Source organism: Streptomyces sp. NBC_00102, assembly GCF_026343115.1.
Taxonomy (GTDB): Bacteria; Actinomycetota; Actinomycetes; order Streptomycetales; family Streptomycetaceae; genus Streptomyces.
Genome location: NZ_JAPEMC010000001.1, coordinates 1,050,170 through 1,064,936 on the forward strand (window position 1 = coordinate 1,050,170; position 14,767 = coordinate 1,064,936).

General features: G+C 72.2%; 13 protein-coding genes. 2 read left to right on the forward strand and 11 right to left on the reverse strand.

What is annotated here, in order from left to right:
• Nucleotides 1-207: 207 nt before the first annotated feature.
• From OHA55_RS04740 to OHA55_RS04785, 10 genes are all read right to left on the reverse strand, one after another.
• Nucleotides 208-1,755: a glycoside hydrolase 43 family protein gene (locus OHA55_RS04740; protein WP_266703075.1), complete on the reverse strand. Its 1,548-nt coding sequence runs from the start codon at nt 1,753-1,755 to the stop codon at nt 208-210.
• The gene (locus OHA55_RS04745; protein WP_266703077.1) at nt 1,752-2,579 is read right to left on the reverse strand and encodes a PmoA family protein; all 828 of its coding nucleotides are present in this window, start codon (nt 2,577-2,579) and stop codon (nt 1,752-1,754) included. The genes OHA55_RS04740 and OHA55_RS04745 overlap by 4 nt, the downstream gene beginning before the upstream one ends.
• Complete coding sequence (locus OHA55_RS04750; protein ID WP_266703078.1) at nt 2,576-3,736, reverse strand: Gfo/Idh/MocA family protein; 1,161 nt, start codon at nt 3,734-3,736, stop codon at nt 2,576-2,578. The genes OHA55_RS04745 and OHA55_RS04750 overlap by 4 nt, the downstream gene beginning before the upstream one ends.
• Nucleotides 3,737-3,742: 6 nt before the next feature.
• The gene (locus OHA55_RS04755; RefSeq protein ID WP_266703079.1) at nt 3,743-4,651 is read right to left on the reverse strand and encodes a carbohydrate ABC transporter permease; all 909 of its coding nucleotides are present in this window, start codon (nt 4,649-4,651) and stop codon (nt 3,743-3,745) included.
• Nucleotides 4,648-5,577, reverse strand: a complete 930-nt coding sequence (locus OHA55_RS04760) for a carbohydrate ABC transporter permease (RefSeq protein WP_266703081.1) — start codon at nt 5,575-5,577, stop codon at nt 4,648-4,650. Before OHA55_RS04760 ends, OHA55_RS04755 begins: the two co-directional genes overlap by 4 nt.
• Nucleotides 5,578-5,706: 129 nt before the next feature.
• Complete coding sequence (gene araD / locus OHA55_RS04765) at nt 5,707-7,434, reverse strand: L-arabinonate dehydratase (RefSeq protein WP_266703083.1); 1,728 nt, start codon at nt 7,432-7,434, stop codon at nt 5,707-5,709.
• Entirely contained in the window at nt 7,431-8,333 is a 903-nt protein-coding gene (locus OHA55_RS04770; protein ID WP_266703085.1) for a dihydrodipicolinate synthase family protein, read from the reverse strand. The genes araD and OHA55_RS04770 overlap by 4 nt, the downstream gene beginning before the upstream one ends.
• 26 nt (nt 8,334-8,359) lie before the next feature.
• On the reverse strand, nt 8,360-9,043 hold the full coding sequence (locus tag OHA55_RS04775) for a GntR family transcriptional regulator (RefSeq protein WP_266703087.1): 684 nt from the start codon (nt 9,041-9,043) through the stop codon (nt 8,360-8,362).
• Nucleotides 9,044-9,626: 583 nt separating this feature from the next.
• Nucleotides 9,627-10,853: a hypothetical protein gene (locus tag OHA55_RS04780; RefSeq protein ID WP_266703089.1), complete on the reverse strand. Its 1,227-nt coding sequence runs from the start codon at nt 10,851-10,853 to the stop codon at nt 9,627-9,629.
• The gene (locus OHA55_RS04785) at nt 10,850-11,809 is read right to left on the reverse strand and encodes a 5-dehydro-4-deoxyglucarate dehydratase (protein ID WP_266703091.1); all 960 of its coding nucleotides are present in this window, start codon (nt 11,807-11,809) and stop codon (nt 10,850-10,852) included. The genes OHA55_RS04780 and OHA55_RS04785 overlap by 4 nt, the downstream gene beginning before the upstream one ends.
• A 255-nt stretch (nt 11,810-12,064) precedes the next feature.
• Here OHA55_RS04785 and OHA55_RS04790 point away from each other — a divergent pair, with 255 nt between their 5' ends.
• Complete coding sequence (locus tag OHA55_RS04790) at nt 12,065-12,874, forward strand: NAD(P)-dependent oxidoreductase (protein ID WP_266710420.1); 810 nt, start codon at nt 12,065-12,067, stop codon at nt 12,872-12,874.
• A gap of 149 nt (nt 12,875-13,023) precedes the next feature.
• On the forward strand, nt 13,024-14,280 hold the full coding sequence (locus OHA55_RS04795) for a TerD family protein (protein WP_266703093.1): 1,257 nt from the start codon (nt 13,024-13,026) through the stop codon (nt 14,278-14,280).
• 155 nt (nt 14,281-14,435) lie between these two features.
• Here OHA55_RS04795 and OHA55_RS04800 read toward each other — a convergent pair whose 3' ends face one another.
• Complete coding sequence (locus tag OHA55_RS04800; RefSeq protein WP_266703095.1) at nt 14,436-14,666, reverse strand: hypothetical protein; 231 nt, start codon at nt 14,664-14,666, stop codon at nt 14,436-14,438.
• Between the last annotated feature and the right edge of the window lie 101 nt (nt 14,667-14,767).

Genomic DNA, 14,767 nt, shown 5'->3' on the forward strand with positions numbered 1-14,767 from the left:
GCCCGTACGTGCGACGGTGCGCGTACGGGCGGTGGTGCGGGTTCGACGGTGGTGCGGGGTGGTGCGGGTTCAACGGTGGTGCGGGGTGGTGCGGGTTCAACGGCGGTGCGGGGTGGTGCGGGTTCAACGGCGGTGCGGGGTGGTGCGGGTTCAACGGCGGTGCGGGGTGGTGCGGGTTCGGCGGTGGTGCGGGTGCGGGTGCGGGGCCTAACGCGGGGCGGAGCAGGGTGCGGGGACGCCGAAGGCGGTGAACTCGGCGGTACCCGCGGGTCCCGCCCCGGCGGGGGCGGTGGCGAAGAGGCCGAGCAGCGCGCCGACCCAGCGCCACGGTTCGGCGGCGAAGACCTGGCCCGAGGGGCGGAAGCCGTCCCCGGTGTCGGCGTGGAAGCGGCAGCGGGCTCCGGCGCTCACCTCGACGCGGAGCCGGGCCCGCCCCTCGGGCGCCGGCCGGGCCGGTGCGGCGTCCCGTTCGTGCTCGGCGACGCTCTCCGCGTACCGGTGGACGAGGGACACCGAGCCGTCCTCTCCCCGTTCGAGGCCGATCCAGCTGAACGCGTCGCCGAGTACGGCGAGTCCGGCCTTGGCTCCGGGGACGTCGCTGCCGAGGGCGAGCTCCACCTCCACGGTGAACTCCTCGGCGGGCAGCCGCTGGACGAGTACGTTCGGCAGGGTCCGCAGGTCGTGCGCGTGCGGGGTGCGGACGCAGGCGAGGCGCAGTCCGTCCCCGGCGTGCTCGACGGTCCAGCCGGCCCGCGGGTTGGCGGTCCACTGCCACTGCCTGCCGTACCGGCCGCCCGGGAAACCGTCCGCGAACGCCGGTGCCTCCACGGGCTGTTCGGGGGCGATCGGCTTGGCGTGCGTGAGGACGGGTTCGCCCTCGTCGCCGAGGACCGGCCAGCCCTCGTCGTCCCAGCGCATCGGCTGGAGGTGGACCACCCGTCCGTACGCGCCCCGCTCCTGGAAGTGCAGGAACCAGTCCTCGCCGGCCGGGGTACGGACCCAGCCGCCCTGATGGGGGCCGTTGATCCCGGTACGGCCCTGGGCCAGGACGACGCGCTCCTCGTACGGGCCGAAGAAGTCCTTCGACCGGAACGCGCCCTGCCAGCCGGTGGTCACCCCGCCGGCCGGGGCGAGGATCCAGAACTCGCCCTCGTGCCGGTAGAGCTTGGGGCCCTCCAGGGTGAACCAGCCGGGGATCAGGTCCCCGTCGACCAACGTCGTTCCCTCGTCGAGGAGTTCGCGGCCGTCGGCGCTCATCCGGTGTCCGGTCAGCCGGTTCTTGATCCCGGAGCGCGACTTGGCCCAGGCGTGCACGAGGTAGGCCTCGCCGGTCTCCTCGTCCCAGAGCGGGCAGGCGTCGATGAGACCCTTGCCCGCCTTCACCAGGTGCGGTGCGCTCCACGGGCCGCGCACGTCCTCGGCGTTGATCTGCTGGATGCCGTGGTCCGGGTCGCCCCAGAAGATCCAGAACCGGCCCGCGTGGTGGCGGATCGACGGTGCCCAGACGCCCCGGTCGTGGCGCGGAGCCGCGAAGTCCGCGGCCGGTACGAGGGTGTCGAGGGCGTGACCGATCAGCGACCAGTTGACCAGGTCCCGGGAGTGCAGCAGCGGCAGTCCGGGGACGCGGCCGAAGCTGGACGCGGTGAGGTAGTAGTCGTCGCCGACGCGGACGATGTCCGGGTCGGACCAGTCGGCGTTGAGCACCGGGTTGCGGTAGGTGCCGTCGCCGAGGTCGGCGGTCCAGGGTCTGCTCACGCCGTCACCACCTTGCGGACGAGGGCCGCCGCCTCGTCGCGGGCGAGCTTCCCGTCCGCGACGACGGTGACGACCCGCCGTACGACGGTTCCGCCGGGCTCCACCGGCAGCCGCTCCTCGGCGGCGAGGGAGGAGCCGACGCCCGGGTACTCCGCGGTGCGGACGAACCACGGGTCGCGCCGGGTGTCCCCGGTCGCCCCGGCGAAGACGAGGGTCCAGCCGTCGCCGGCCAGCGCGAGCCAGTCGGCCCGGCGGCCGTGCACCGCCTCCTCGCCGTCGTCGGTGGCGCTGAACACCTCGGGTGCCCGCTCCTCCTTGGGCGCCCGCCAGAAGAAGCCGCCGTACCCGGCGCCGGGGCGGCCGTTGGTGGCGGGGCTGCCGATGGACAGGGCGGTACGGCTCCGGTTGGTGAGGGAGAAGGAGAAGTCCAGCGCCCAGGCGGTGTCGGTCAGCGGGACGACGGCCACCGTGCGGTGCTCGCGGAGCAGTTCGGTGCCGGCGGCCACCCAGCCGAGTTCCTCCACGAAGCCGTCGGGATCGCGGAGCTTCCAGCCGAGGTGCCGCTGGGCGCCGTGGTTGTCGAGCACGGTGGGCCCCTGGTCGCGGACGAAGGTGCGCCCGCCCCAGAAGTTGTACCCGGCGACGTCGGGCACGGCGACCGAGGCGCCGAGGTGGTGCCGGTGGTCGGCGGGGCGCTCCTCGGTGACGGGGGTGCCGGCGAGGGTGGTGACGGGGTGCAGGTGGGGGCGGCCGTCGTGGTCGTCGGGGAGGTAGCTGTAGCGGCCCACGGGGCGGCCCGCGCAGCTGAGGCGCAGCGTGTTCACGAGGCGCTCACCTCCCGGGAGCGGGCCCAGGGGGCGCCGAGTTCGGAGAAGAGGGCGAGGGAGTCGGCGCCCGCGTCGACCACGGCGTCGATGCCCTTGACCACGCGCCGGGGCCCCTGGCCGGCGGGTTCGCTGTACCAGGCGTCGGCGGGCAGTGCGGTGGGCTCGGGCCCGGTGCGTACCGCCTCGACCACCCGCATGAAGGCGCCGGTGCGGTGCGGGGGGACCAGGAGGGGGGTGCCGTCGGCGAGGTGGGCGGCGAGGTTCTCCAGCAGGTCGGTGCGGCCGTGCACGGTCTCCTCGGGGCCGTGTCCGGCGCGCTGGAGGAGGACCCGGTCCTGCTTGTACCAGAAGGTGATCCGGCCCCGCTCGCCGTGGACGACGACGTACGGTTCGGCGGCGCGTTCGGCGCAGAGCGTGACGCAGACCGTGACGGTCAGGCCGCCGGTGGTGGTGACGCGGAGGCTGCTGGTGTCGTCGGCCTCGATGTCGTGGGCCCGGAAGAGCTCGGTCTCGATGTCGGCGACGTCCGCGGCGGTGCCCTTCTCCGCGAGTTCGAGGGAGGTGGCGACGGCGTGCGCGAGCGGGTTGGTGAGGACCCCGTCGACCACGTCCGTGCCGCCGAGCCGGCGGCGCCCGGCCCAGGGCGCGCGCCGGAAGTAGGCCTCCTCGCGCACCCAGGCGCCGGCCGCGCCGATTCCCCGGAGCGTGCCGATGGCGCCGTCGGCGACGAGTTCGCGGATGACGGGCACGGCGTGCGAGCCGAAGGACTGGAAGCCGATCTGGCAGGCGGTGCCCGCCTCCCGTACGCCGTCGCTCATCCGGGTGAAGTCGGCGAAGGTGGCGGCCGGGGGCTTCTCCAGGAGGAGGTGGACGCCGCGCCGGGCCGCGGTCAGGGCGAGGTCGGTGTGGGTCGGGATCGGGGTGCAGATCACGGCCGCGCGGGCGCCGGTGGAGTCGAGGAGCGCTCCGAAGTCGGAGGACTGCTGGACGTGCTGACCGGCGAACGCGCCGAGTTCGGCCTCGGTCAGGCGGTTGAGCTCGCAGATTCCGGCGAGCCGGACGACGCCCTGGCGCTGGAGGCGTTCGATGTTGGCGAGGTGCCAGCGGCCGTGGCCCCTGGCGCCTGCCAGGACGATCGGGAGGGGGGTGGTCATCGCGGGTCAGCCCTTCACCGCACCGGCGCTGAAGCCGGTGATCAGCCACTTCTGGATGAAGGCGAAGACGATCACCACGGGGACCGCGGCGATGACTCCGCCCGCGGCCAGCGCGCCCAGGTCAACGCTGTCCGCGCCGATGAGGGTGTTCAGGCCGACCGGGATCGTCTGCTTGTCCTGTTCGCTGAGGAACATCAGGGCGAACAGGAAGTGGTTCCAGCTGTGCACGAAGGCGAAGGAGCCGACCGCGATCAACCCGGGCCGCAGCAGCGGGAGTACGACGGCGCAGAAGGCGCGGAAGCGCGAACATCCGTCGACCCAGGCGGCTTCCTCCAGCGTGACGGGCACGTTCTTGATGAACCCGCTGATGAGGATGATCGACAGGGGGAGCTGGAAGACGGTCTCCGCGATGACCACGCTGCCCAGCGAGTTGATCATCTGGAGGTTCTTGAAGATCTCGAAGAGCGGTACGAGCATCAGCGCGCCCGGGATGAACTGCGAGCAGAGCAGGGCCAGCATGAAGGCGCCCTTGATCTTGAAGTCGAAGCGGGCCAGGGCGTATCCGCCGGCCAGCGCGACCAGGGTGGTGGCGATCAGGGTGGCCACACCCACGATCATGCTGTTCTGGAAGAAGACGGCGAAGCTGCGTTCCGTCCAGACCTTCTCGAAGTGCTCACCGGTCATCGGCCAGGGCACCAGCGAGGTGGAGCCCGCCGGGCGGACGGCGAAGAGGAACATCCAGTAGAACGGGATGAGGGTGAAGAGCAGGTAGATGCCGAGGGGGACGTATATCTGCCAGCGCGGTACGTCGTCGTACGAACGCTCGCGGCCACCGCGGCGGTTGCGGGCCGGGGGCGGCACGTCGGCGGCCGCGGGCGGGAGGGTGCCGGTCTTCTCGGCGAGTGCGGCAGTCACTTGTGGTCGCCTCCGAACTTGCTCAGGCGCAGATAAATGATCGAGCAGAAGAGCAGGATCACGAAGGCGACGGTGGTGAGTGCGGACGCGTAGCCGAAGTCGTGTCCTTCGATACCGGTGTTGGCCACGTAGAGCGGGAGTGTGGTGGTCACGCCCGCCGGCCCGCCGCCGGTGAGGGTGTACAGCAGGTCCACGTTGTTGAACTCCCAGACCGCGCGGAGCAGTGTGGAGAGGATGATCGCGTCCCGCAGGTGGGGCAGGGTGATGTGGAAGAACTGCCGGACCCGTCCCGCGCCGTCCACCGAGGCCGCCTCGTACAGCTCCTTGGAGACGGACTGGAGGTCGGCGAGGATGAGGATGGCGAAGAAGGGGACACCGCGCCAGAGTTCGGAGACGGTGGCGGCCCAGAAGACGGTTCCGGTGTCGGAGAGGACCGAGGTGCCGTAGTCGCCGATCCCGGCGTCCGCGAGGTAACGGCTGAATCCTGTCGAGGAGTTGTAGAGCAGGATCCAGATGGTGCTGGTCAGTACGCCGGAGACGGCCCAGGGCGAGAAGACCATCGCGCGGGAGATGCCGCGGCCGACGAAGGACTGGTTGACGATCAGCGCCAGGGCGAGGCCCAGCACGAGCTGGAGGCTGACCTGGGTGACGACCCACTGGGCGCTGAAGCCGAGGGTGGACCAGAACTGGTCGTCGTCGGTGAAGATCTTGGTGTAGTTGTCGATGCCGGCGAAGCCGTTCCGCCAGGGCTTGGTGACGTTGTAGTTCTGCAGGCTGTAGTAGAAGACGCTGAGGACCGGATAAGCGATGAACCCCACCATCAGCAGACCGGCGGGCGCGATCAGCAGATAGGGCAGCTTGCGGGGGTTCGCCGAACGGCGCCTGGGCACCTTGGGCGGTTTGGCCACGGCGGCGGCTTGTGCCATGACACCTCTCCGTTCTCTCGTGTTTCCGGTCGTGTTGCGGTGGTGCGCAAGCGCTTTCCCCTTGCCGTGCGAGGTCCCGGAGGGGTTCTCGCAGGGGGTGGGTGCGCCGGAATGCTGCGGCGGCCGGTGTCAGCCGGCGTACGGATCGGGTACGTCGCCCTCGCGGGCCAGGAAGGCGAAGTCGCAGCCGGTGTCGGCCTGGGTGATCTGGTCCTGGTAGAGCGCGCCGTAGCCGCGGCCGTACCGGGCGGGCGGCGGGGTCCAGGCGGCCCTGCGGCGCTCGAGTTCCTCGTCGTCGATGTCGAGACTGAGGCGGCGGGCCGCCACGTCGAGGGTGATCGGGTCGCCGGTGCGGACCAGGGCGAGCGGGCCACCGACGAAGGACTCGGGCGCGACGTGCAGCACGCATGCCCCGTAACTCGTGCCGCTCATACGGGCGTCGGAGATCCGCACCATGTCGCGGACGCCCTGCTTCAGCAGGTAGTCCGGGATGGGCAGCATGCCGTACTCGGGCATTCCGGGGCCGCCCTTGGGCCCGGCGTTGCGGAGCACCAGCACATGGTCCGGGGTGATGGCGAGGGCCGGGTCGTTGATGGTGCGCTGCATCTCCCGGTAGTCGTCGAAGACCACCGCGGGGCCGGTGTGGCGCAGCAGGTGCGGTTCGGCCGCGATGTGCTTGATGACCGCGCCGTCGGGGCAGAGGTTGCCGCGCAGTACGGCGACCCCGCCCTCGTCGGCGAGCGGCTTCTCGCGCTCCCGGATGACGTCGTCGTTGTGCACGAGGGCCCCGTCGAGCTGTTCGCGCAGGGTGTCGTGGGTGACGGTGGGCCGGTCCAGGTGGAGGACGTCGGTGAGCCGGGAGAGGAAGCCGGGGAGTCCGCCCGCGAAGTGGAAGTCCTCCATGAGGTACCTGCCGCCGGGGCGGAGGTTGGCGAGCACCGGGACGGTGCGGGCGATCCGGTCGAAGTCGTCGAGGGAGAGCTTGATGCCGGAGCGGCCGGCCATCGCGATGAGGTGGATGACGGCGTTGGTGGAGCCGCCGAGCGCGAGGACCGTGGCGACGGCGTCCTCGTACGCCTCCGGGGTGAGGATCTGCGACAACGTTCGTTGCTGCCACACCAGTTCGACGATACGGAGGCCGGACTGTGCGGCCATCCGGTCGTGGCCGGAGTCGACGGCGGGGATCGAGGAGGCGCCCGGGACGGTGACGCCGAGGGCCTCGGCGGCGGCGGTCAGGGTGGAGGCGGTGCCCATCGTCATGCAGTGGCCCGGGGAGCGGGCGAGCCCGTTCTCCAGTTCGGCCATCTCGCAGTCGCCGATGAGTCCGGCCCGCTTGTCGTCCCAGTACTTCCACATGTCGGTGCCGGAGCCGAGGACCTCGTTGCGCCAATGGCCCGGCAGCATCGGTCCGGCCGGTACGAAGACGGTCGGCAGGTCGACGGAGGCGGCACCCATCAGCAGCGCGGGCGTCGACTTGTCGCAGCCGCCCATCAGCACGGCCCCGTCGACCGGGTAGGAGCGCAGCAGCTCCTCGGTCTCCATGGCGAGCATGTTGCGGTAGAGCATCGGTGTCGGCTTCTGGAACGTCTCCGACAGCGTGGAGACGGGGAATTCGAGCGGGAAGCCGCCCGCCTGCCACACCCCGCGCTTGACGGCCTGCGCCCGGTCGCGGAGGTGGACGTGACAGGGGTTGATGTCGGACCAGGTGTTGAGGATCGCGATCACCGGCTTGCCGAGGTGCTCCTCGGGGAGGTAACCGAGCTGCCGGGTACGAGCCTTGTGGCTGAACGAGCGGAGCCCGTCGGTGCCGTACCACTGGTGGCTGCGGAGCTCCTCGGGCGTGATGCGCGCGTTCACACCGACCACCCGGCGATCTCGTCGGCGACCTCGGCGCGCTGCGCCTCGGGCAGAACCCGGCTGGGGGCTCGCACGTCGCGGCGGCAGAGGCCGAGGACCGCGAGCGCCTCCTTGACCACGGTGACGTTGTTGGCGGACTGCCGGTCCGCGCGCAGCTCCTCGAAGCGGCGGATGCGCTCCCAGACCTTCATCGCGGCGATGTAGTCGCCGGCCCGCAGCGCCTCCAGCATGGAGAGCGAGACGGCGGGGGCGACGTTGACGAGACCGGAGGTGAACCCGGTGGCGCCGGTGGCGAAGTACGAGGGCGCGTACAGCTCGGCGAGGCCGGCGATCCACACGAACCGCTCCAGGCCCGCGTCCCGGGCGAAGGCGCCGAAGCGGGCGGCGTCCGGGACCGCGTATTTGACGCCGATCACGTTCGGACAGTGGTCGGCGAGCTCGGTGAGCTTCTCACCGGCGAGCTGCGGGTTGCGGATGTACGGGACGACCCCGAGCTCCGGAACGGCCTCGGCGATCGCGCGGTGGTAGTCGACCCAGCCGTCCTGGGAGACGTACGGGTGGACCGGCTGGTGCACCATGACCAGTTCGGCGCCGGAGTCCCGGGCGTGCTCGGCGGCGGCGACCGCGGTGGGCATGTCGTGCCCGACCCCCACCAGGACGGTGGCCCGGCCTCTCACCTCGTCGATGGTCAGCTCGGTGACGGCCCGCCGCTCCTTCGGGGTGAGCGCGTAGAACTCCCCGGTGTTGCCGTTGGGCGTGACGATGCGGACGCCACCGTCGAGGAGCCGCCGCAGCAGCGCCCGGTGGGTGTCCTTGTCGATCGTCCCGTCTTCCGCGAACGGGGTCACGGGGATCGCCACGACGTCGGCGAGGGCCGCCTTGAGCGGGATGAGGTCCATGCCAACTGGCCTTTCGTCGATGTGGTTCACGCCTGGCCGCCCTGGGTGGCGTCGGCGGTGCCGGCCGATCCGTCGGGACCGTCGGGGAAGGCGCGGCGCACGAACGACGCGATGTGGTCGTGGAGGGCCGCCGCCGCACCCGCCGCGTCCGCGCCGAGCGCGAGCCGCAGGATCTCCCGGTGCTCGGCCGCCTCGCGCTCCCAGGACGGGTCGGCAGCCCAGGCGACGGTGGAGACGAGCGCGGCCTGGTCGCGGACCTCGTCGAGCATCCGGCCCAGCAGCGGGTTGCCGCACGGCAGGTAGAGGGCGCGGTGGAAGTCCCGGTTGGCCAGCGACCTGTCGGCCTTGTCGGCCGCCGAGTCGGCCCGTTCCAGGGCCTCTTGGGCCGCGCCCAGGGACGCTCCGCAGGAGATCGTGCGGCGCAGCGCCTCCGGTTCGAGGAGCAGCCGTACGTCGTAGATCTCGCGTGCCATCTCCGCGTCCACCAGCCGGACGGTGGCGCCCTTGTACTGGCTCATGACCACGAGCCCCGTGCCGGCGAGGGTCTTCAGCGCCTCGCGCACCGGTGTCTTCGACACCCCGAACCGTGCGGCGAGTTCGGTCTCCACGAGAGCCTGCCCCGGCTGCAACTGGGCCGTCAGGATCGCGTGCTTGATCGCCTCCAGCACGAACTGCGTCCTGGACGGGATCGGGGTGGGCGCAAAAGTCATGAAGGGCTCTCGCATCTCGCGTATCGCGTCTCATATATGACGTACGAAGTACGACGCGATGAAGCTAGAGGGGGCGCGAATGTTTCGTCAACGCTTCGGACAGAAGAAGTTGGTCCGACTTTTCCGGAGCCATGCCTCATGCGGGAAAGGGACGTTGGCCACGAAGTGATCCGACCGCCGTCGCGGCGCAGGTCGCGGCGACGGCAGTACGGGGGATTCGCCGGCCGGCACGACACGGGTACGGGCGCGGGCGTTGCGGGGTGCGGGCGCGGTGGAGCGGGGTGCGGCGCGGGCGCGGGCGTGGCGGGCGCGATGGGGCGCGGCGGGCGCGGGCGGGGCGGGCACGATGGGGCGCGGCAGGCATGCCGACGACCGGCGGGAGGTCAGGGCTCCCGCCGGTCGTCGTGCTCCGGCCGCCGTAGCCGGTGTCGCCCGTACCGGATGCCGGTACGGGCCGTCTCATGCCCCGGTACGCCTACCGGTACTCCTCGCCCCGCGGGGCGACGAGGTACTCCTCGCCCCGCCGGGCGATGCGGCCCGGCGCACCGTCCGGCGCTGCGGCCCGGCTATGCGGCCCGGCGGTTCATCCGGCGATGCGGCCCAGTGCGCCGGAGACCGCCGCGAGGTCGGCGTCGGAGGCCAGTCCCGCGTGGTAGAGCCGGAGTTCGGTGGCGCCCAGGGACGCGGCGTGGGCGGCGTCGCGCTCCAGCGTGGCGGGACTGCCGCCCATGCCGGAGACCACGCCGAAGTTGGCGGCGAGCACACCCCGGTGCTCCGCGAACGGGCCGAGGACCGCCTCGCGTGCCGCGTCGCCTCCGGCGCACGGCAGCACCACTCCGTCGGCGACGGAGAGGATGTGCCCGGGGTCGACACCGACGTTGGCGCCGGTGCGGTGGAACGCCGGGTCCGCGTGCAGCAGGACCTGGAAGCGGTCCCCCGCCGAGGCCCCGCCCGAGGCCCCGCCCGCGGCCCCGTCCGCGGCCCCGTCCGCGGCCTCCCGTACGGCGGCGACGGCGGCCTCCTGGAGGCCGCGGGCGGCCTCGCGGCGCCATCCGAGGGTGGCCGCCGCGGATCCGGCGCCGAGCAGCCGCTCCACCCCGGCCCAGCCGGCGGCGGGTTCGGCCCCCTTCCACACCGGCTCCAGCGCGCGGCGCACGGCATCGCGCAGTCCGTCCGGATCGAGCCCGTGGCGGGCGTACCCGGCCGCACACTCCGCGCAGAAGCAGAGCGACATCAGGTACTGCGCCGCCTCGCCGAGGGTCACCCCCTGGACCTTGTCGTGGCCGTGCAGGTGCGCGAAGCCGTACCAGCCGCACGATTCCAGCTCGGTGCCAACCGCGCCGGGGCGGGTGGCCGCCTCGGCGGCCAGGTCCACGAGGAGGGCGCGGACCTCGGGCCGGGCGATGCAGGGCGCCCACGGGTAGCGGTCCCCGTAGGCGTTGACCACGGACGTCGCCGGGAACTCCTCACCGAGGCGGGAGTTGTGCGCGAGGACGACCCAACTGTGCACCTGGAGACCGGCTTCCATGAGCGCCTCGGCGGCTTCCGCCCAAGGGTCGTCGCCCGGAGTCCAGTTCTGCCCGCGGGGCGCCAACTCCCGCCCCGCCCACCGCTTCTCGTCCGGCGGGTAGAGCACCGCCGCGTACGGGGCGGTGACGATCCGGGTGGCCGGGTGACGCGGGGTGAGCGCCCGGGTGGAGTGGTACGCCGATGCGAGGGTCACCTGCTGGACACCGAGTCCCGCGATGCGGGCGGCGGCGTCCGGGTCTCCGACGACGTCCCAGGGGTAGAGGAAGGCCGAGGTCTTCACGCGCCGCCCCCCACGGCGCGCTCGGCCAGCAGGGCGCGGCCGTCGTCGATGATCTGCGCCAGTTCCTTGACGTGCGCGGCGGGCGGTTCGGTGAGCGGGGTGCGCACCTCGCCCACGTCCAGCCCCTGGAGCCGTACGGCGGCCTTGACCAGCGAGACGGCGTAGCCGCGCCCCTTGGAGCGCAGTTCGACCAGCGGCCGGTAGAAGCGGTCCAGCAGGGCGTCGGCCAGTCCGTCGTCGCCGGATTCGAGCGCGCGGTAGAAGGCGAGCGCGATGTCGGGGGCGAAGGCGAAGACGGCGGAGGAGTAGAGCGTGACGCCGATGCCGCGGTAGGCGAGTCCGGTGAGCTCGGCGGTGGGCAGCCCGTTGAAGTACAGGAAGTCGCCGCCGGGCAGTTCGGTGCGTACGGCGCTGACGATGCGCTGCATCAGGTCCAGGTCGCCGAGGCCGTCCTTGAGGCCGATGATGCCGGGCGTGCGGGCGAGGGCGACGACGGTCCCGGGGGTGAAGACGGCGTTGTCGCGCTGGTAGACGATCGTCTCCAGGCGGGTCGCCGCGGCGAGCGCGGTGTAGTGCGCGAGCAGTCCCGGCTGGTCGGCGACGACGAGGTACGGGGGCATGGCGAGGAGTCCGTCCGCGCCGGCCGCCTCGGCGAGCTTGGCGTACTCCACCGCCAGCGCGGTGCCGTATCCGGCTCCGGCGACGACGGGCACCTGTCCGGCGGTCTCCTCGACGGCCGCGGCGACGACACGGCCGAACTCGGCGGGCGTCAGCGCGTGGAACTCACCCGTGCCGCAGCAGGCGAAGACCGCCGCCGCACCGGCGTCGATGCCGGCCCGCACGTGGCGGCGGAACGCGACGAGGTCCACGTCCCCGTCCGGTCCGTACGCGGTGACGGGGAAGAAGAGCGGCCCGGCGACTGCGGTGAGCCGGGCGGCGAGGGGGGCTGAGGTCACGGGCGCTCCCTGAGCGAGTTCCGGGCGTACACAATTATGATTGATGTCCATATTCATGAACGACGTCACGCTAGGGCAGCACCCACGGGCCGGTCAAGGCGGAAACCACGACGTGTGCGCCGACTTCGGCGCGGCGGACACCCCTTGACGCAGGGCGCCGCCCGTCCCTACGTTGTCCACGCATGTGAATGTCATCCATGGATCTGGCGTGTTGCGGTTCGGTCTCCGCCGCGCCGAGGAGGCCCAGTGCCCGGTTTGCCCGCTCCCCGCACGATTCTGCTCACCGGAGCCGCCGGCGGTCTCGGCACGCTGATGCGCGAACTGCTCCCCGCGTACGGCTACGAGCTGCGCCTCTTCGACCTCGTACCGATCGAGGGGGAGCCGGACGCGATCACCGCCGACCTGGCCGACCGGGAGGCGCTGCGCGAGGCGGTTCGCGGCGTCGACGCGATCATCCATCTCGCGGGCATCTCGCTGGAATCCTCCTTCGAGAAGATCCTGCGCGCCAACATCGAGGGCACCTACCACCTCTACGAGGCGGCCCGCGAGGAGGGCGTGCGCCGGATCGTGTTCGCCTCCTCCAACCACGCGATCGGCTGGACCCCGGCCCCGGCCGCCGGAGGGCCGCTCATCCCGGTCGACACCCCCCGGCGCCCCGACACCTTCTACGGCCTCTCCAAGTCCTTCGGCGAGGACCTCGCCCAGCTCTACCAGGACCAGCACGGCATCGAGACCGTCTCGGTCCGCATCGGCTCCTGCTTCCGCGAACCGACGTCGGTGCGGATGCTCTCGGTCTGGATGAGCCCCGAGGACGGCGCCCGCCTCTTCCACGCGGCGCTCACCGCCCCGGACGTGGCCCACACGGTGGTCTACGGCTCCTCCGCCAACACCCGGCTGTGGTGGGACCTGTCGAGCGCCCGGGCGCTCGGCTACGAGCCGGCGGACGACTCGGAGCGGTTCGCCGAGAAGCTGGTCGCCGAATTCGGCGAGCTGGACCCGGACGACCCGGCCCAGACCCACGTCGGCGGCCCCTTCGTCACCGACCCGCCGATCTGGCCGTACTGAGCCGACGGCGGCCTGCGGATGCCTGCGGAGGCCTTCCCCGCAAGGCCCCACCGGAGGGGCGCGCACGAGGTCCGGCGCGCTCCCCCGGACGGGCGAGCCGTCACGGAAGGTAAGGGAACGGCAAAGCCGGGTCGTTCGTTACCCCGGTCATGACCGCAATGACCCCCGGCTCGAACATCCCTCTCTCCGCCGCCCGCGTGGCGGTGGACGTCGCCGCCCCGGTGCGGCTCGACGTCTCGGGCCTGCTGCTCTCCGCCGACGGCAAGGTCCGCTCCGACGACGACTTCATCTTCTACAACCAGCCCTCGGGCCCCGGAGTGACCTACCGCTCCGGCGGCGGCACGGCGCCGGACTCGATCGTGGTGGACACCGCCGCGGTGCCGCCCGGCATCGAGAAGATCGTCGTCACCGCGAGCCCCGACGCGGCGGGCCAGACCTTCCAGGGCATCGAGCCCACCGCCACCGTGCGCGACGCCGACAGCGGCAGCGTGCTCGCGTCCTTCACGCCGCCGCGTCTGGGCGCCGAGACGGCGCTCGTGGTCATCGAGGTCTACCGCCGCCAGGGCGCCTGGAAGGCGCGCGCGGTCGGCCAGGGGTACGCCAACGGCCTGGCGGGCATCGCCACGGACTTCGGCGTGACCGTCGAGGAGGAGCCCGCGCCCGCCGCCCAGGCCGCTCCCCCGGCCGCACCGGCGTACCCGCAGACTCCGGCGCACCCGCAGGCCCAGGCGTACCCGCAGGCCGCGCCCGCGGACCCGAGGATCGCTCCGCCTATGCCGCCCATGCCCCCCGCGCCCCCGGCCGCCGCGCCCGCCGCCGCGTCCTCCGGGAAGATCAATCTCGACAAGGGCCGGGTCAGCCTCCAGAAGAACCAGACGGTCTCCCTGGTGAAGGGCGGCCGGCCGCTGCTCTCGCGGGTCAAGATGGGTCTCGGCTGGGAGCCCGCGTTCCGGGGCAAGGACATCGACCTGGACGCCTCGGTGATCGCCTACGGCCCCGACCGCAAGCACCTGGACAGCTGCTACTTCGGCAAGCTGTCGATCCTCAACGGCGCCGTCAAGCACTCCGGCGACAACCTCACCGGCGAGGGCGCGGGGGACGACGAGGTGATCGTCGTGGACCTGGGCCGCATCCCCGCCGAGGCCACCGGTCTCGTCTTCACGGTGAACTCCTTCACCGGCCAGAAGTTCACCGAGGTGGCGAAGGCGTACTGCCGTCTGCTCGACGCGGCCACCGGCGAGGAGCTGGTCCGCTTCGACCTGAGCAGCACGGAGCCGCAGACCGGCGTGATGATGGCGAAGCTCATCCGGCAGTTCACCGGAGAGTGGGAGATGACCGCCATGGGCGAGTACGTGAAGTCACGCACCGTACGCGGCATGGTGAAGCCCGCCGCCGCGGCGCTGTAGCCCTCCGGGCCTGCCCGGGTCCCTGGGGCGACGGGAACGGCCCCGCAACGGCTTCCGGGGCACCTGAGAGTCTCAGGTGCCCCGGTTCCGGATGTCCTCCGGCGGACGGCCGCTCGGGCCCGTGGACATGTCCGTCCGACACGTCCTCGGCGCTCTCAGAGCTTGGTCAGCTTGGAGTAGGGGCTGAGGATCCTCCCCTGACGCCCGGCGAAGTCGATCAGGACTGCGTCGTTGTCGCCCTCGACAGCGAGAACCCGCCCGAGGCCGAACTGGTCGTGCGACACCCGGTCGCCCACGTCGAAGCATTCGACCGGTGGGGCCGCCTGGGCCGGGCGGTTGAAGGGACTGGAAGGCAGGTGGCGCCGGGATCCGGCTGACTGTTTCATTACCTGGAGTATGCGCCACCCGGACGCCCGGCGCCATGCCCGTCCCCGCCCTCGGCCCAGTAGTGCCGCATTCGTGATGCGCCCGCGACCAGGGCCGGTCG

Coding starts and splice junctions, on each gene's coding strand:
- OHA55_RS04795 (WP_266703093.1), top strand. CDS start 13,024: ATGACCGCAATGACCCCCGGCTCGAACATCCCTCTCTCCGCCGCCCGC.
- OHA55_RS04775 (WP_266703087.1), bottom strand. CDS start 9,043: ATGACTTTTGCGCCCACCCCGATCCCGTCCAGGACGCAGTTCGTGCTG.
- OHA55_RS04800 (WP_266703095.1), bottom strand. CDS start 14,666: ATGAAACAGTCAGCCGGATCCCGGCGCCACCTGCCTTCCAGTCCCTTC.
- OHA55_RS04750 (WP_266703078.1), bottom strand. CDS start 3,736: ATGACCACCCCCCTCCCGATCGTCCTGGCAGGCGCCAGGGGCCACGGC.
- OHA55_RS04760 (WP_266703081.1), bottom strand. CDS start 5,577: ATGGCACAAGCCGCCGCCGTGGCCAAACCGCCCAAGGTGCCCAGGCGC.
- OHA55_RS04770 (WP_266703085.1), bottom strand. CDS start 8,333: ATGGACCTCATCCCGCTCAAGGCGGCCCTCGCCGACGTCGTGGCGATC.